Below are 18285 nucleotides of genomic sequence, written 5' to 3' on the forward strand. Positions count from 1 at the left end.
ACAAAGGGACGTAAATGCGCCCCATTAGTAGCTTACAAAGCCAAACGAAGGGGAAGCGCGCCGTTCGGGTCGTAGCGGCGTGAGCCGCCGGAGTGCCCGTGGGTGTGCTAGCCCCTTCATTCACCAAACTTACTGTTTTGCTTTCGCCAACAACAAATTAGCAATGGTACGAACACCTAAACCTGTAGCACCGGCAGACCATTGTTCAACCGCACTTTTACGGTAAGTGGCAGAGCAGTCAATATGGAGCCAACCTTGTTGGTAGTTTTTCACAAAATGCGACAGGAATGCGGCGGCAGTACTGGCACCCGCACTGTAGGCAGCGCCCGCCACATTATTCAATTCAGCAAAGTTAGATGGCAACTGGCTGCGATGGAATTCCGCCAGCGGTAAACGCCAGAAAGGTTCATGTTCACTTTGCGCGCTGTTCAGCAGCGCTTGTGCCAGTTCATCATCAAAGCTGAACAGAGCATGGTAGTCGTTACCCAATGCCGTTTTGGCCGCACCGGTTAAAGTGGCAGCATCTATAATCAGCGGTGCGTTTTGTTCAGCGGCATCAATCAGGCCATCAGCCAGTACCAGACGCCCTTCAGCATCGGTATTCATGATTTCTACAGTTTTACCATTGCGGTAACGGATAATATCACCCAGTTTAAAGGCATTACCGCTAACCATATTGTCGGCACAACACAGATACAACTTCACACGCTGTTTCAAGCCACGCGCCGCCGCCAGGGCCAAGGCTCCCATCACGGTGGCTGCACCGCCCATATCGGATTTCATCGAGTCCATGAACGCACTCTGCTTCAGGCTGTAACCGCCGGAATCAAATGTAATTCCTTTACCTACCAGACAGGCCATTACCGGCGCATCAGGATTACCGGTTGGGTTATAATCCAAGGCCAGCAATACCGGTGCACGATCAGATCCACGACCCACGGTATAGATCCCAGCATAACCCTGCTCGCGTAGATCTTCGCCTTTGGTAATACGGTAACTGACCGCATCGCACGAGACGGCACACATCAAATCAATGGCATTTTTAGCCAATTGCTCTGGACCTAAGTCTTCCGCCGGTGCGTTGATCGTGTCGCGCACCCAATCGATAATTTTTATGCGTTGTTTCAGTTCAGTTTTTTCGTTCTCTGGCAGTTCTGCCCACTCCACGCTGCGCTGACCTTTTGGCCCACGGAACCCTTGCCAAAATGCCCAACTTTGCTCCAACCCCCAGCCCTCGCCAGCCAGTTTTATGTGCTTGATTCCCTGCCCATCTATTTTGCGCGCAGCACGTTGAATCGCACCTAATTTACCGTTGTCCGTCAGGTGGATAGTCATCCCTTCAGCATCGGTACTCAACAGCGCTTTCTCGCCCCAACGGGCATCTGCCGGATTATGCGACAGGGATACTTGCATCAATTCTGTTGTCATTATTACCTCGTTATTATTTTTTGCTGTTATTCAGCTAGTTATACGCAGCCCTGTGTTGACTGCGGCGGACCCAATAATATTTCTTTGTATAAGGTATCAGATCAGGTACAAAAAAGGCCGCTTTCGCGACCCTACGATACTCACTCAAACTCATCCAACCACACTAATAGAATGGCCTCTAGCACTTTTTCATTCGATTTCTGCGGATCGTCGTCAAAATCTTCCAGAGAGCAAATCCATTGATGCATATCGGTAAAACGCACAGTTTTCGGATCGGTATCCGGGAATCTGTCGTAGAGTGCTTCACCGATTTCCCGAGTATCTTGCCACGTTAAGCTCATATCAATGCTCCCGCGCATGGTTAATGGTATAACGCGGGATCTCAACTACCAAGTCTTCGTCGGTCACTCTAGCTTGGCAGCTCAGGCGACTCTCCGGCTCCAGACCCCAGGCTTTATCCAACATATCATCTTCCAACTCACTGCTTTCTGGTAAGGAATCGAACCCTTCACGCACCACGCAGTGGCAGGTGGTGCAGGCACAGGATTTCTCACAGGCATGCTCAATATCGATCCCATTGCGCAAGGCAACGTCGAGTATCGTCTCACCTTGGGTTGCTTCCAGTACTGCACCATCCGGGCAAAGGTCTTTATGGGGCAGAAATACTATTTTGGGCATGATTAAACCTCATCCACTGAATGACCAGCCAACGCACGGCGAATGGAAGCATCCATCCGGCGCGCAGCAAAATCTTGCGTTTGCGCATCTAACGCTTTGATCGCAGCTTCGATTGCGTGTGGGTCGTTACCCTGCATCTGCTGCTGTAATAAGGCCATCGCCTGAGCGATAGCGGTACTTTCTTGCTCACTGAGTAATGCTGCATCTTCTGCCAATGCGCCTTGTAAACTCTCCAGCACACGGGATGCTTCGACCTGTTGTTCCGCTAACTTACGCGCACTGACATCACTTTGCGCATTCGCCATCGAATCTTTAATCATATTGGCAATTTCATCATCAGATAGTCCATAGGATGGCTTAACCTGAATCGATGCCTCAACACCGGTGGACTTCTCCATCGCGGTAACACTCAATAACCCGTCAGCATCTACCTGGAAAGTAACACGAATATGCGCACCTCCTGCAGGGAGTGGCGGTAGGCCACGCAAGGTAAAGCGGGCTAATGAACGACAATCTTGCACCAATTCACGCTCGCCTTGCAGCACATGGATGTTCATCCCACTCTGCCCATCTTTAAAGGTGGTGAACTCCTGCGCGCGGGCCACTGGAATAGTGGTATTGCGCGGAATAACTTTTTCCACCAGGCCGCCCATGGTTTCCAGCCCCAATGAGAGCGGGATAACGTCAAGCAGCAGCATGTCACTATCGGGCTTATTACCCACTAAAATATCGGCCTGGATGGCGGCACCGATCGCCACAACTTTATCGGGATCAATCGAGGTTAGCGGCGTGCGGCCAAAGAATTGCCCGACTTGCTCACGCACCAGCGGCACACGGGTTGAACCACCAACCATCACCACTTCCAGCACCTCATCAGGAGTCACTGCGGCATCTTTCAACGCACGGCGACAAGACATTAATGTCCGTTTGATTAACGCTGCAATCAGCGATTCAAACTGCCCACGGGTTATTTGCCCCTGCCAGCCAGCAACAGAGACATCTACAACCTCGGCGTCACTCAACGCGATTTTAGCCGCGATCGCGGCATCAAGTAATTGCCGCTGAATACCATGATCATCACGGGAGTCAATACCTGCTCGTTCACGCAGCCAATCGGCTAATAGATGGTCAAAGTCATCGCCCCCCAGGGCAGAATCACCACCGGTTGCCAACACTTCGAACACACCACGGCTCAAACGCAAAATAGAGATATCAAAGGTGCCACCGCCAAGATCATAAACGGCAATCACCCCTTCCTGACCTGAATCCAGGCCATAGGCAATTGCCGCTGCGGTCGGCTCATTAAGCAGACGTAATACATGTAGCCCCGCCAGACGTGCCGCATCTTTGGTACCCTGACGCTGAGCGTCATCAAAATACGCCGGCACAGTGATCACGACACCATCCAGATCACCACTCAGTGCCGCTTGGGCACGTGCAGACAATACTTTAAGAATATCAGCAGACACCTGGATCGGATTCACCAACCCGCTGGCAGTCTGGATCATCGGCAAGCCATTTTCGCTGGGCTGGAATTGGTAAGGAAGATTAGGATAGCGCTGTACGATATCTGCCAAAGAGCGACCTATCATACGTTTAATTGAACTGATGGTATTGACTGGGTCCAATGCCGCCAAATTGCGGGCATTCCAACCAACATCAATACTATTTGCTTGATAATGAACCACTGAGGGCAAAAGATCCCGCTGTTGCTCATCAACCAGCGTTTGTGCTTTACCGCTACGCACGGTGGCGACCAATGAATTGGTCGTACCTAAGTCTATGCCTGCGGCCAGCCGACGTTGATGCGGCTGCGCAGTTAAACCAGGCTCACTAATTTGTAATAAGGCCATGTTGAGCTTCCATCAATCTATACTCGTCATACTTCAAGCTGCATATTCGTTGGCTACGTTCGTTACTCGGCCCATCCATAGGCCTCGCCTCTACGAGGCCGCTGCGAGCAGCGTTCAAATCTGCTCCCGGCAGATTTGTCACCAGAATCATTGACACCCGTCAACTCATCGGGACTCATTCACTTGCCGCCTTCCTGCAACTCGAATTATTTAGAGCATATAAAAACGTTAGTGACGCGCCCTAATAAGAAGTAGCTGGGCATTGCAGTCATCAATAAATTGAATTTTATTTATTCTTATCAATTAGATACAATTTCATTACCTTATCAGGCACTCAGGAAAAGTCATCAAACAGGCGCTCTTCAAGTTGTTCAACCTGCTGTTGTAACTTATCCAAAAAACGCAATTTACGCACAGTATCAGCCGCCAGTTCCCACTGTTGCTTATCCAGTTGCTCCACCATTTGCTGACTGCGCGTTTGTGTCATCAATGCTAAGCGGCTACCGAATGCAGCAAGCTGCGTTTCAGCATCGGGTTTGCGTTCAATCTCATCAAGCTCTTCACGCAGTTCCAACTGCTCTATCAGAAACGCAGTATCACGCATGGTGTGCTGTTCATTGCCTAAATCAAAACCCTGCAAAGATAACATATACTCGGCACGTTTTAACGGATGCTTGAGGGTTTGGTAAGCGTCATTGATGGTTGCGGCTTGTTGCAACGAGGCTAAACGCTCGCGTTCAGGCTGGTTAGCAAAACGGTCAGGGTGGAATTGACGTTGTAATTCCTGATAGCGGGTAGTGAGTTGGTTGCCGTCAACCAGATAGCGGGGCGGCAGCCCGAACAATGTGAAGTAATCCATAGCATGCTCTGGAATATAGTGATGACTTAGCAAATATTATACAGCCCTCTTGTTATGCAAGAGAGCTGTATGAAGCACAAGTGCCTGAGGTAGAAACAAAAACAGGAGTCAAACGTTAAAGCTTTCACCACATCCGCACTCACTTGAGACATTCGGATTGTTAAACTTAAAGCCTTCGTTCAGCCCTTCCTTGACGAAATCTAATTCGGTGCCATCAAGATAGACCATGCTTTTGCCGTCGATGATCACTTTCACACCTTTGTCTTCAAAAATGACGTCATCGTCGTTCATTTCATCAACAAATTCGAGTACATATGCCATACCAGAGCAGCCCGATGTCCTTACGCCCAAGCGCAGACCCAAGCCTTTACCACGGTGATTTAAAAAGGCACTGACCCGTTGTGCAGCACTGTCGCTGATTGATATCGACATACACCTTCCTCAACTCTGCTAACAATTGATAACCTATGTTACAACTACTTGGCAGTATGTTTGCTTTTGTAGTCGGCGATAGCTGCTTTAATGGCATCTTCTGCCAGAATCGAGCAGTGAATTTTGACTGGCGGTAACTCCAGTTCTTCAGCGATTTGAGTATTTTTGATCGCTTCAGCCTGATCGAGAGATTTGCCCTTCATCCATTCAGTTACCAGAGAGCTGGAAGCAATGGCTGAACCGCAACCATAAGTCTTGAAACGAGCATCTTCAATAATACCGGCTTCGTTGACTTTGATCTGCAATTTCATGACATCACCACAAGCGGGTGCGCCAACCATGCCACTACCAATAGTAGGGTCTGCGTTGTCGAATGAACCGACGTTGCGTGGATTTTCGTAATGATCGATTACTTTTTCGCTGTAAGCCATGTGATTACTCCTGAGTCTTAAAGTCTGGAATTAATGGTGAGACCATTCAATGCTGCTGATATCCACGCCCTGTTTGAACATATCCCATAACGGGGACAAATCACGCAGACGGCCAATAGATTTACGCACCAGTGCAATGGCGTAATCTACCTCTTCTTGAGTGGTGAAACGCCCCAGAGAGAAACGAATTGAACTGTGAGCCAGTTCGTCGTTCATCCCCAACGCACGCAACACATAAGAAGGTTCCAGACTCGCGGAGGTACAGGCTGAACCTGATGAAACAGCCAGATCTTTCAGTGCCATGATCAGCGACTCACCTTCAACATAGTTGAAGCTAATGTTCAGAATGCCAGGTGCGCCATTCTCTAAATCGCCATTCAGGTAAACTTCTTCGATATCTTTCAAACCATTCCACAAACGCAGGCGCAGTGAGCGCAGACGCGCAGCTTCGCTTTCCATCTCTTCTTTGGCGATACGGTAAGCTTCACCCATACCGGCTATCTGATGGACTGGCAAGGTGCCTGAGCGCATACCACGCTCATGACCACCACCGTGCTGTTGTGCTTCGATGCGAATACGTGGTTTACGGCGAACAAACAGCGCGCCAATGCCCATCGGACCATAAACTTTATGGGCTGAGAAGGACATCAAATCAACTTTCAGTTTGCTCAGATCAATCGGTAATTTACCAACACTTTGCGTTGCATCGACGTGGAAAATGATCCCGCGACTGCGGCACATTTCGCCGATTTCAGCGATATCCTGCACCACACCGATTTCATTATTCACGTGCATGATAGAGACCAAAATGGTGTCTTCACGCATGGCCGCTTCAAGCTGTTTCAGGTCGATAATACCGTTTGACTGTGGTGCCAGATAAGTCACGTCGAAGCCTTCACGCTCCAGTTGACGACAGGTATCCAGCACCGCTTTATGTTCGGTTTTACAGGTGATGATGTGCTTGCCTTTCTTTTGATAGAAATTAGCCGCACCTTTTATTGCGAGGTTATCAGACTCAGTTGCACCGGAGGTGAAGACAATCTCACGAGGGTCAGCACCTACCAGAGCAGCAATATCATTACGTGCAATATCAACGGCTTCTTCTGCCTGCCAACCGAACTTATGAGAACGCGAGGCGGGGTTACCGAAAATACCGTCCAGAGTCAGATACTGCATCATTTTTTCAGCGACACGAGGGTCTACCGGGGTGGTTGCTGCATAATCCAGATAGATCGGTGTCTTTATTTTTGATTCGGTCATTGCTCTTATGCTCCGTACATCACTTCCAAAACGTAAAATTCCGCAGATTCTGCTTATGCGCGCAGATTGACGTTAATCGTCTCTTGCGGTCGGCCATTAGCCGTACGGCGCGTATCGTTATTCTGACGATCCGCAACCTCTAGGATATCTTGGTTATTCACCAGCTCTGCCAGCGTAATATTGTTAAGGAAGCTGCTGATGCGCTCACTCAGATCACGCCACAAGGTGTGAGTCAGGCAACGATCACCGCCCTGACAGCCTTCTTTACCCTGACAACGGGTAGCATCGACAGATTCGTCTACGGCGGTGATTACTGCACCTACCGCGATTGCTGATGCATCTTTGCCCAGCAGGTAACCGCCACCTGGACCACGAACGCTGGCAACTAAGCCATTTTTGCGTAACCGTGAAAACAGTTGTTCCAAATAGGATAATGAGATCCCTTGGCGTTCAGAAATATCTGCCAGAGGAACTGGCCCGTCCTGGGAATGTAATGCCACATCAAGCATGGCGGTCACGGCATAACGGCCTTTGGATGTCAGTCTCATAGCTAAAATTACCTGTTGGTGAAAACAAGCCAGAATTCTGACATTCTTGACTGTTTTAGTCAACTATTTAACCTAGTAATTTACTCAAGTATTATTAACCTATTCCATTTTGAATAATATGGCAGGATTTTAATAATAACCAATTGATATAAAACCTTATTTTTTGTTATCTAACGCACTTTCACCCGCATCATGCTGTGGGTATTTATCCTGTTTTTCAATGGATGTCAGCATACCGCGCAAGATATTTAGCTCTTGAGCCTCTGGGCGTGCACGGGTAAACAGACGGCGCAATTTACTCATAATCTGGCCTGGATGTGCCTGTCGGATAAAACCAGTATGGGATAACACCTGCTCCAAATGCAGATAAAAGCGCTCCAGATCATCTACCAAAGGATAAGGAGCTTCCTCTTCTTCTATTACCGGTGCCGCAGCCTGCTGGCGATCAAGGAATGCTACCCGCACTTCATAGGCTAAAATTTGTACCGCCATCGCCAAATTTAATGAACTGTATTCGGGGTTTGCCGGGATCGCCACATGATAATGGCATTTCTGTAGTTCATCATTCGTCAGCCCTACCCGCTCGCGGCCAAATACCAATGCAACCGGAGCATGTTCTGCTTCGTGGGCGCTGCGCACACCACATTCACGCGGCTCTAACATTGGCCAAGGCAAGGTGCGTGAACGGGCACTGGTACCGACAACCAGACTACACCCAGCCAATGCTTCATCTAAAGTATCGACAATAGTAGCATTACCAATGACATCACTGGCGCCGGCAGATAGCGCAATCGCCTGCGAATCGGGTTTGACTAAAGGGTTAACCAGATACAAGTTGGTTAATCCCATGGTTTTCATGGCTCTGGCTGTTGAACCCATATTGCCGGTGTGCGAGGTTTCGACCAAAACGATACGAATATTGTGTAGCATACAAACTCTGAAGATAACGGGGAATCGCCATATCTTAACACAGACATATACCCAAGCTACTTCGAGTTGCAGGCAGGCGGCAACCGAGTGAGTCCCTGGGAGCTTAGATAACTAAGTGACCAGGGCAAATAAGGGCAGCCAACACCTCTGCATCTTGAAGGGTGACGGGTATAGGCATTTATCAGAACCCCTGCTATACTGCGCCCCGTTTCTCGTTCTTTAACATCCTAGTGGAAGATACCCATGCATCCGATGCTGACTATCGCCATACGCGCTGCGCGTAAGGCCGGTAACCTGATTGCCAAAAATTATGAAACCCCGGACGCTGTCGAAGCGAGCCAGAAAGGGACTAACGACTTTGTTACTAATGTAGACCGTGATGCAGAGCGCCTGATTGTCGAGGTCATCCGTAAATCTTACCCAAAACACACCATTATTGGTGAAGAGTGCGGTGAGTTGGTTGGTGAAGACGATGATGTACAATGGGTTATTGATCCACTGGATGGCACTACCAACTTCATCAAACGCCTCCCTCATTTCGCTGTTTCTATCGCTGTACGCATCAAAGGCCGTACCGAAGTGGCAGTCGTTTATGACCCAATGCGTAACGAATTGTTTACAGCCACCCGTGGTCAGGGCGCGCAATTAAACGGTTATCGTCTGCGCGGCACCAATGCTAAAGATTTAGACGGCACTATTCTGGCGACCGGCTTCCCATTCAAAGTAAAACAACATGCGCCAGCTTATCTGCGCGTGGTGGGTAAACTGTTTGAACAGTGTGCAGATTTTCGTCGCACCGGTTCAGCGGCGCTGGATCTGGCTTATGTGGCCGCTGGCCGTGTTGACGGTTTCTTTGAGATTGGTCTGAAGCCATGGGATTTTGCTGGTGGCGAACTGTTGGTACGTGAGTCTGGCGGTATCGTGACTGACTTTGCTGGCGGTCATAACCATTTCAGTTCTGGCAATATCGTAGCCGGTAATCCACGTATTGTTAAATCTATCGTTCAAGCGATGAGCGATGAGATTAGTGATGCATTGAAACGTTAATATCATATACCCGTCATCTTTCAAATTGCAGGTGTGTTGGCTGCTCTCGTTCACCCGAATCACTTACTCGAGTAAGTGATTCGGGGTTCTCTTGTTTGCCGCCTTCCTACACCTTGAAATCTATAGGGTATATACGCATCCAGCCATATAAAAAAAGCCAGTCGGCTAATCCTGACTGCCTTTTTTCTTTGTTAACTTTAGCGGCCAAAGGGCCGTATGCCGCCGATAAACTCCGGCTGACTAGAAAGATAGAGCAGCACACCGGCAAACAGCAGAATAATCCCGCCGGTTAATGCCAGAGTAGACCACGCAATAGCCCCCCAGGCTACCGGTGCACGATTACGGCTTAAGTACACCGCCAGACGCCGCGCATAATGGACAAACAGCGCCAGTAGCGAAATGGTCAGGGATGTTCCGATTGCCATCGCTATCGCTGACAAAATCCCCCACCCGTAGACGCCGATCACTTTGGCAAATAACAGCACCATAATCGCGCCGGAACAGGGCCGCATCCCCATCGCCAGAACAATCGCCAGACGAGTGCGCCAGTCATCACCAGCTTGTAGCTCTTGAGCACTAGGGAGATGGCGATGCCCACAACCACAATGGTCACTATGAACATGGTTGGCAGGCAACGGTTGTATACGTTGGATGCTGACTTTTTGCGGTTTGAGCAGTTTAATCTGCTGATAAAGACGCTTTAAGGCCCGTAAACACAGCAAAACCCCCAGTGCGATAACCAGCAGAAAACTGCCCTTCTCCAACCAGAAACTGCTTTGATGCAAATACCGTGATGAGAGTTGTAAAACACCCAGCAGTAACGTTACCAACAAGATAGCCACACCACCTTGCAATAGTGAGGCGGCAAAAGTTAGCTTCAGACTCTCTTTTAATTGTGCCGGATGGGTCGCCAAATAAGTGATAATCACCACTTTGCCATGCCCCGGCCCCATTGCATGCAATACGCCATAAATCAGGCTAAACATCATCAATGTAAAACCAGTCTGATGGGGATTAGCTTTAACTTGTTGCAGTAATTGGGCCATCTGCTGATGCATGCTTTTCTGCCAAACGACTGTTTTGAAAAGCATCTCAGGCCAATAAAGCCATGCCAGCTGGGCTGCACAGGCTAAGATCAGTAAAAACAGTATTAGCGGCCATAAATTTATCAGCCAGTGCCGGGGGCGTGAAACTGCCGTGATACCTACTGACATTGTACGGTAACCCGCTGTGCAAACTGTTTTCCTAGTTCCATGTCTTCTCCTGGCGAATCACTTTTATCCAACGATAATGCATACGCTTGTAACGAAGCATTGGGATCTGGGGTAAATAAGGTTAACTGGCAACTTTTCTCCATGTCAGTTGATAACCTTACCGCCTTGTTGCCCGCATAGGTCATGTCAACAAAATAGGTCGGGTCGTAAGTGGAGATGATGAAAGGCTTCCCCGCCAACGGTTGGGGTTCTGCCAGTGGCAAAATAAACTCTAAAACTGCCTGATGCCCCTTGCGGGATAAGTGATACTCTGTTGGTAAGTTTTTATATTTCACCGGTTTACCGTCACGATAAATATCGGTGAAATAATGCTGCCCCAGCACATTAGCCATCACTTCAGCCGCCAGTTTTTTCCAGATTTCAGAGTCACTTTTGGCATTTTCTGCATCATATAACAGATCGGCAGATGTGATTTCATCCATAGTCCATACCATTTTCATCCCCACCAGCATCTGTTTATCGCTAACGAAAGTGGCATCCATATCAATAAAACTGTGCGGATGGGCCTGCGCCAACTGGCTATAAACAAAAATCCCCCCCGCCAGCAGCAAAGCTATCCGTCGTTTAACCATCATATTGTTATGGTATAACATATCACACATTAATCAATCCTTAGATATTTTATGATGTGCCCAAAGTCATTGGTGTTACCGGCAGGCAGTCAGCTAACGACCCTATAGCTCAAGCACTACGGGGAAAACTGTGATGTAAGTTATAAGTCGATGTAAAAGCCCAGAGCCCCACTAAACCGAATAGAATCTCTTTTGCTATGCTTAAGCCTGATAAACAACAACACATTCATCACGGAAGGTTATATGAGCTTGGACACTCCCTCTGTGCCCCAGTTATCCGATCAACCGCTATCCGGTCAACAACGACGCTGCCATATGGTGCTGATGCTATTCATGCCTGCACACAAGGTACAACTGGACACCATCAGCCAATTCAATGGCGTCGGGCTAGCGACTACCCGGCAAGATATAACCGAGGTTGCTAATGAAATCCAGCGTTTCTACCATTTGCAGCTTAGCGCCGATAGTGACGATAGTTGTCTGATTCACGGTAGCCATCTTGATAAAAGGCTGTGCCTAATTCATTGGCTACGGCGTGGGTTACGCTATTGCCCGCATTTCGTTGAGAACCAGTTTGCTCCCCACCTGTATCAGGCTTTGTCATGGGATAACACGGTGCTATCGCAGCATCTGCCACAGATAATCAGCCAATGTGAACCCCATCTCAGTCGACAGTTAAATGAAAAAGACCGTCAGTTTTTACAACTGTATTTGGCTTATTGTGCTTGGGAAAATCGACAGCAGGTGTTGCCGGAATTATCACCCACTCAGCAACAGTGGTTAGAATGCAAACCCGCACTGGCGGCGGCTGACAGCTTGTTTGATTCATTTAATCCGTTATTAGGTCATGCGCTGAATAGAGTTGAACGGGATATGCTGATTCTGATGCTAACGATGATTAAAGCACACAGCTATCACAGCACTCAATCAGCGGAAGATGCCCGTCTAATCAACGCCATTCACCAATTGATCACGCATTTTCAGCAACTTTCGGGGATGACACTCAGTAGCAATGAAGCACTTATCAGCCAACTTTTTGCCCATCTCGCTCCCGCAATTGAGCGCTGTTATTTCAATATCGGGATTGATAATTCTTTGTTGGAAGAAGTTATCCAAAAATACCCGCGGCTGTTACGAACCACGCGACAGGCGCTGGCTACTTTTGAACAGGAATATCAGATTCAATTTTCTGTCGACGAAGTCGGTCTGATTGCCATTAGCTTTGGTGCCTGGCTGATGCAGGAAAATGCATTACAGGAAAAGCAGATTTTACTGCTGACGCGGAATAACCCAGAATTGGAAGAGCAAGTGGAACAGCAGGTACGTGAGTTAACCTTACTGCCATTACATATTAAATATTTACCCCACGACGTTTATCTGCAATCGGGTGCCCCGCCCGGTACTACTGTGGTGCTCACACCGTATGCCGTACGGCAACCTGAATCAACGCCCCCGCTGATTCAGGTACTACTACCGCTCACTGAGCAACAAAACAAGCAGTTACGCAGTGTGTTGGAGCTGCCTTAACTGGCAGACTCTGGCTGACTCGGCACTACCCGAGGGCGAATAAACAGTGCCGGGATCACAATCAATGCCATAACCCAGAACACCCCTCCCTGATAATGCTCAAACAGGAAACCGGAGATCACCGTCATGACCGCAATTCCCCCGCCCATCGCCAGTGCAGAATAAACTGACTGTAAACGGATCACATCCGGCCCACGTCGCGCGGCAATAAAACGCATGGCTGCCAAGTGGCAGACAGTAAACGAGCCACAATGTAAAATCTGAATCAAGATCAACCACGGCAATTCGGTGGTTGATGCCATTAAGCTCCAGCGCACTATCCCGGTGATCGCCGAAAGCAGTAATAAGCTGCGGGCAGTCCAGCGGCGAAATAGTACATTGCTAAATGCGAACACCAGAATCTCAGCGACCACGCCCAACGACCATAAATAACCAATGGTGGCGGCGGAATAACCAGCATCTTGCCAGTAAATAGAGCTAAAACTGTAATAACCGGCATGCGCACCTTGTAATAGGGTCACGCAGAGTAAAAAACGCCAGACCTGTGGCTCAGACAGTAATACTTTCCAGTGGGTGGCGACAACATTACGATGTTTAATCTCACCCTGCGGCATAATACTGGGTTTGAGGAGCGCCCCGAGTAACATGGCGGCGATACCGAAAGTCAGGCTATAGAGAATAGCCGTGTGGCCCCAAACAGAGACCAGCTTACCGGTCAATGCCGAACCGATAACAAAAGCCAGTGACCCCCACAGCCGGACCTTGCCGTAATCCATGGTTATCTGTTTCTGCCAGGTGGCCGCCAACGCATCGGTCAGTGGCACTAGTGGGCCAAAAAACAGGTTAAAACCCGCAATAACCACCATCAACCAGGCCCAACCATTACCAAACCAAAAACCCACCGCAAAGGCCAATGTCAGTAGTGCCAAAATTCGGATTGCTGTCACCAGATGAGAAGGATCTTTGACGCTGGGGGCAATGATCAGACTGCCAAGGAAACGGGAGATTAAACCGGCGCCCAGCAAGATACCAATGGTTTCCGGTGGAATGCCTTCCCCTTGTAACCAGATGCCCCAAAAAGGCAGGAAAATGCCATAAGAAAAAAAATAGGTGAAATAGCTGAGCGACAGCCAACGTGTTGATTGCAATACCATGAATCCCTCCAGGCTCAGCCCGATACTGTGACAGAGGCCTCTTCCGCTGGCAACGTTGTAATTATGCAAACATACAGTTTGAGATGAACTTCACATTTAAATAGGGTAATTTACAAAGTAACAACAGATTGCGCGGCCGCTATCGCATCGTTACATTCACGCTACAGATATCAATATCAGATATAAAAAAACCCGCATTCGCGGGTTTTCATTACAGCTTAACGATATCCAGCAATATTATGCGTAAACCGGTAAGCGGGCGCAGATAGCCAGTACTTTCTGTTTCACGCGCTCAATGGTTGCTTCATCGTTGATGTTATCCAACACATCACACATCCAGCCAGCCAGTTCGCGAGATTCCGCTTCTTTGAAGCCACGGCGGGTAATCGCTGGGCTACCGATACGCACGCCTGAAGTCACAAACGGACTTCTTGGATCATTAGGTACGCTGTTTTTGTTCACGGTAATATTCGCACGGCCCAAAGCGGCATCGGCGTCTTTACCGGTGATATCTTTATCCACCAGATCCAACAGGAACAGGTGGTTCTCAGTACCACCAGAAACCACTTTATAGCCGCGCTCCTGGAACACTGACACCATCGCTTTGGCATTGTTAACTACTTGTTGCTGGTAAATTTTGAACTCAGGCTCCATGGCTTCTTTCAATGCTACCGCTTTACCGGCAATAACATGCATCAATGGGCCACCCTGGTTACCAGGGAAAACAGAAGAGTTCAGTTTCTTGTACAGATCTTCATCACCGCCTTTCGCCAAGATCAGACCGCCACGTGGGCCAGCCAATGTTTTGTGCGTGGTCGTGGTAACGACATGTGCATGTGGAACTGGGTTAGGATAAACGCCAGCAGCAACCAGACCTGCTACGTGAGCCATATCGACAAAGAACCATGCGTCGATGCTATCAGCGATTTCACGCATTTTTGCCCAATCAACGATACCGGAATAAGCGGAGAAGCCACCGATAATCATTTTTGGTTTATGAATTTCGGCCTGACGCGCCAGATCTTCATAATCAATCTGACCAGATTCATCGATACCGTAAGGTACGATATTGTACAGTTTACCGGAGAAGTTAACCGGTGAGCCGTGGGTCAGGTGGCCGCCATGGGCCAGGTTCATCCCCAATACAGTATCACCGGGTTGCAGCAATGCAGAGTAAACAGAGACGTTTGCCTGAGAACCGGAATGTGGCTGAACGTTAGCGTAATCGGCACCGAACAACGCCTTAGCACGGTCAATGGCCAGTTGCTCAACAACGTCAACATACTCACAGCCACCGTAGTAACGTTTGCCTGGATAACCTTCAGCATATTTATTCGTCAACTGAGAACCTTGCGCCTGCATAACACGCGGGCTGGTGTAGTTCTCAGAGGCAATCAGCTCAATGTGCTCTTCCTGGCGCACCACTTCTTGCTCCATTGCACGCCATAAATCTGCATCATAATCGGCAATGTTCATTTCACGCTTTAACATCCGGCTCTCCTGACTTAGCTAACAAGTTATACCTAGTGGGCTACCCGTTTGGGTTCTAGCCCACAGTGTAAACTGTTTCCCCCCCGGTAAGATAGGTCTTGACAGAGGTTTTTACGCAAACGATTGGCTTCAGACTGCGTAAGGCTTTGACCTGTTCAGACTTCATCCAGTGCAATGGAATTATCCTCATATTCATCATGTGATTTTTTCACATTCTGTGAGCTGACACGTCAAGGTAATCCCTTATAAGTGGAATCTGCATTTACAAATTAGGGTGCAATCTATAAGATGCATTTAAAATACATGTATTGATTTACACACTATAATACCCAAAGTAATTAGCGTGGCAGCAAGGCTCGTAGATGGGCCGAGTAACAAAACCGCTGTGACGCCGAGTACCACGGGAATAAGGAGCACACCATGCTAGATAACCAAACCATCGCTACCGTTCAGTCCACCATTCCGTTACTTGCAGCCACCGGCCCCAAACTCACTGCACATTTTTATGATCGCATGTTTGAGCACAACCCTGAGCTGAAGCACATTTTCAATATGAGTAATCAGTTTAATGGCGATCAGCGTGAAGCTCTGTTTAATGCGATTTGCGCCTATGCAGCCAATATCGATAATTTGGCTGCACTACTGCCCGCTGTTGAGCGTATTGCTCAGAAACATACCAGCCTGAATATTCAACCTGAGCACTATGCCATTGTCGGCCATCATCTGATCAGCACTCTGGATGAGATGTTCTCCCCCGGCCAAGAAGTGTTAGATGCCTGGGGTAAGGCCTATGGTGTGTTGGCAGATGTTTTTATTCAGCGAGAAAGTCAGATTTATCAGCAGGGAGAGGCCAGCACCGGTGGCTGGCGGACCTTACGCCGTTTTCGTATCATTAAAAAAGAGATGCAGAGCGAGGTGATTTGCAGCTTTGTGTTAGCGCCGGAAGACGGTGGCCGGGTATTGGATTTCAAACCGGGGCAATATCTGGGGATTTATATTGAAGATGAACAACTTGAATATCAGGAAATCCGCCAATACTCACTCACTGCGGCACCCAATGGCAAGACTTACCGTATTGCGGTGAAACGCGAAGAACAAGGCACAGTTTCTAACTATTTACACCAGCAACTGCACGAAGGAGATAGTGTACGTATCGCTCCCCCTCGTGGCGATTTCTTTCTCGATATCTCACCAGAAACGCCTGTTGCATTGATTTCTGCCGGTGTCGGCCAGACGCCAATGTTAAGTATGCTCAATACCCTTCATGATAACCAACATGCAGCGCCGATACATTGGCTACATGCCGCTGAAAATGGCCGGGTACACGCGTTTGCCGATGAAGTCGCGACCCTTGCACAGAATATGCCGAATCTTAGCCGCCACGTGTGGTACCGCGAACCCACCGCTCAGGACCGTGCCGGTGATGATTATCACAGCCAAGGGCTGATGGATCTCAGTTCACATCAGTGGCTGGCGGCCGATCCCAATAGACATTATTATTTCTGTGGCCCGCTGGCATTTATGCAATATGCTGGCAGCCAGTTATTGGCGCAAGGGGTAGCATCCGCGCATATACATTATGAATGTTTCGGCCCACATAAAGTCATCTAACTATTGAATTTATCATCGAGAGGCTGCTCAGCCTCTCCTCTATTTCTGTTCTAAAAAAACCATCTGGTTATTACGTTTAAATTTGGTAGAACGTGATACAGATCTCATATATCCTACCTTAATATTGCCACGATGAGACATTCGGATGAATGTCTAGCTATCCATACAACTAAAATTAATAGTGTGGCTACAATTATCCCCTTACTATTTATTACTCGGTAATAGATTTTATTGCTGAGTGAAATAAGGCTGAATTGACCTACCATGAGTAAGAAATTCATAAAAAAAGAAGGGTTGGCATTGGTATCCATGGCGCGCTATTTAATTGGTGAGCGCCCCGGTAATCGACTTAAAACCATCGATGAATTATCAGAAGATTTCGGTATCTCAGTCGGTGTAGTTCAGCACGCATTAAAAGTACTGGAAGCTGATGGGGCGATCATCGTTGAGCGTCGAGGCCGTAATGGTACCTTGCTTATTGACCTGAATATGCCGCAGTTACTGCAACAGGCTGATTTAGGCAATATGGTATGCGCCATGCCACTGCCCTATACCAAGCTTTATGAAGGCTTGGCCAGCGGCTTAAGGGAACAATTCACCCTACTTCCGCTCTATTTTGCCCATATGCGCGGGGCCGAAGTACGTATCGAATGCCTGATAGATGGTGTCTACGATATGGCCGTCGTATCGCATCTGGCAGCGAAAAGTTATCTGAACGAAGGGAAAGTGTCACTGGCATTAAATCTGGGTAATGGCTCTTACGTGGACGGCCACCAGCTTATTTGCCGCCCTGGTGAGCAGCACAAAATTCGGCGGGTGGGATTGGACCCGCGCTCACCCGACCAATGTTTGCTGACTGACATTAAATTTGCTGGCCAACCCATTGAGCGGGTTGAATTACCTTATAGTGACTGTATCGCACATATTAACCGTGGTGATATTGATGCTGCTATCTGGAATCTGGCCGAAGATATTCCTCATGAACACTTGCAGGCGATCAAATTACAAGGTGATGAGCGATATATTCAGGCTTCGCAGGCGGTGATCCTCATCCGGCCAGATAACCATCCAATCAAATTATTACTGGAAAAAGGCATCAATGAGGCATTGTTGCTTAACCATCAGCGGGCAGTACAAAATGGCGAGATAGAGCCTCGCTATTAATATTATTTGCCTGGCTGCAAACTAAG

At 48.4% G+C, this 18285-nt stretch carries 17 protein-coding genes and 1 pseudogene; 4 read left to right on the forward strand and 14 right to left on the reverse strand.

Features of this window, described 5'->3' with window-relative positions:
• Positions 1 to 129: 129 nt before the first annotated feature.
• The 10 genes from pepB to trmJ form a co-directional block, all read right to left on the reverse strand.
• Positions 130 to 1428, reverse strand: a complete 1299-nt coding sequence (gene pepB, locus Q2T72_RS16170; RefSeq protein WP_372569470.1) for an aminopeptidase PepB — start codon at positions 1426 to 1428, stop codon at positions 130 to 132.
• A gap of 140 nt (positions 1429 to 1568) precedes the next feature.
• A complete protein-coding gene (gene iscX / locus Q2T72_RS16175) occupies positions 1569 to 1769 on the reverse strand; it encodes a Fe-S cluster assembly protein IscX (protein ID WP_372559672.1) in 201 nt (66 codons plus the stop codon).
• Between the two features lies 1 nt (position 1770).
• Positions 1771 to 2106: an ISC system 2Fe-2S type ferredoxin gene (gene fdx, locus Q2T72_RS16180; protein ID WP_004713939.1), complete on the reverse strand. Its 336-nt coding sequence runs from the start codon at positions 2104 to 2106 to the stop codon at positions 1771 to 1773.
• Between the two features lie 2 nt (positions 2107 to 2108).
• Positions 2109 to 3959, reverse strand: coding sequence for a Fe-S protein assembly chaperone HscA (gene hscA / locus Q2T72_RS16185; protein ID WP_083163177.1), 1851 nt, complete (start codon positions 3957 to 3959; stop codon positions 2109 to 2111).
• Between the two features lie 334 nt (positions 3960 to 4293).
• Positions 4294 to 4818 (reverse strand): co-chaperone HscB, encoded by a 525-nt coding sequence (gene hscB, locus Q2T72_RS16190; RefSeq protein WP_083163175.1) that lies wholly within the window; start codon positions 4816 to 4818, stop codon positions 4294 to 4296.
• Positions 4819 to 4926: 108 nt separating this feature from the next.
• Positions 4927 to 5250 (reverse strand): iron-sulfur cluster assembly protein IscA, encoded by a 324-nt coding sequence (gene iscA, locus Q2T72_RS16195; RefSeq protein ID WP_005192709.1) that lies wholly within the window; start codon positions 5248 to 5250, stop codon positions 4927 to 4929.
• Between the two features lie 44 nt (positions 5251 to 5294).
• A complete protein-coding gene (iscU, locus tag Q2T72_RS16200) occupies positions 5295 to 5681 on the reverse strand; it encodes a Fe-S cluster assembly scaffold IscU (protein ID WP_005159510.1) in 387 nt (128 codons plus the stop codon).
• Between the two features lie 30 nt (positions 5682 to 5711).
• Positions 5712 to 6926 (reverse strand): IscS subfamily cysteine desulfurase, encoded by a 1215-nt coding sequence (locus tag Q2T72_RS16205; protein ID WP_083164132.1) that lies wholly within the window; start codon positions 6924 to 6926, stop codon positions 5712 to 5714.
• 68 nt (positions 6927 to 6994) lie between these two features.
• Positions 6995 to 7489, reverse strand: coding sequence for a Fe-S cluster assembly transcriptional regulator IscR (gene iscR, locus Q2T72_RS16210; RefSeq protein WP_004707916.1), 495 nt, complete (start codon positions 7487 to 7489; stop codon positions 6995 to 6997).
• A gap of 156 nt (positions 7490 to 7645) precedes the next feature.
• Positions 7646 to 8419 (reverse strand): tRNA (cytosine(32)/uridine(32)-2'-O)-methyltransferase TrmJ, encoded by a 774-nt coding sequence (trmJ, locus tag Q2T72_RS16215; protein WP_372569471.1) that lies wholly within the window; start codon positions 8417 to 8419, stop codon positions 7646 to 7648.
• Between the two features lie 243 nt (positions 8420 to 8662).
• Here trmJ and suhB point away from each other — a divergent pair, with 243 nt between their 5' ends.
• On the forward strand, positions 8663 to 9466 hold the full coding sequence (suhB, locus tag Q2T72_RS16220) for an inositol-1-monophosphatase (protein WP_005192722.1): 804 nt from the start codon (positions 8663 to 8665) through the stop codon (positions 9464 to 9466).
• Between the two features lie 197 nt (positions 9467 to 9663).
• Here suhB and Q2T72_RS16225 read toward each other — a convergent pair whose 3' ends face one another.
• Complete coding sequence (locus Q2T72_RS16225) at positions 9664 to 10680, reverse strand: nickel/cobalt transporter (protein ID WP_372569472.1); 1017 nt, start codon at positions 10678 to 10680, stop codon at positions 9664 to 9666.
• Positions 10671 to 11342, reverse strand: a complete 672-nt coding sequence (locus Q2T72_RS16230) for a DUF1007 family protein (RefSeq protein WP_372569473.1) — start codon at positions 11340 to 11342, stop codon at positions 10671 to 10673. Before Q2T72_RS16230 ends, Q2T72_RS16225 begins: the two co-directional genes overlap by 10 nt.
• A 213-nt stretch (positions 11343 to 11555) precedes the next feature.
• Here Q2T72_RS16230 and csiE point away from each other — a divergent pair, with 213 nt between their 5' ends.
• On the forward strand, positions 11556 to 12839 hold the full coding sequence (gene csiE / locus Q2T72_RS16235; RefSeq protein ID WP_083163167.1) for a stationary phase inducible protein CsiE: 1284 nt from the start codon (positions 11556 to 11558) through the stop codon (positions 12837 to 12839).
• Here csiE and Q2T72_RS16240 read toward each other — a convergent pair.
• Complete coding sequence (locus Q2T72_RS16240) at positions 12836 to 13993, reverse strand: 3-phenylpropionate MFS transporter (RefSeq protein WP_372559679.1); 1158 nt, start codon at positions 13991 to 13993, stop codon at positions 12836 to 12838. The genes csiE and Q2T72_RS16240 overlap by 4 nt on opposite strands.
• A gap of 237 nt (positions 13994 to 14230) precedes the next feature.
• The gene (gene glyA / locus Q2T72_RS16245; protein WP_372559680.1) at positions 14231 to 15484 is read right to left on the reverse strand and encodes a serine hydroxymethyltransferase; all 1254 of its coding nucleotides are present in this window, start codon (positions 15482 to 15484) and stop codon (positions 14231 to 14233) included.
• Positions 15485 to 15895: 411 nt separating this feature from the next.
• Here glyA and hmpA point away from each other — a divergent pair.
• Positions 15896 to 17095, forward strand: a pseudogene (gene hmpA, locus Q2T72_RS16250) (NO-inducible flavohemoprotein); the annotation flags it as partial.
• A gap of 264 nt (positions 17096 to 17359) precedes the next feature.
• Entirely contained in the window at positions 17360 to 18259 is a 900-nt protein-coding gene (gene yhfZ / locus Q2T72_RS16255) for a GntR family transcriptional regulator YhfZ (protein ID WP_083163159.1), read from the forward strand.
• Positions 18260 to 18285 lie beyond the last annotated feature (26 nt).

Source organism: Yersinia sp. 2466 StPb PI (assembly GCF_041538325.1).
Classification (GTDB): domain Bacteria; phylum Pseudomonadota; class Gammaproteobacteria; order Enterobacterales; family Enterobacteriaceae; genus Yersinia; species Yersinia enterocolitica_E.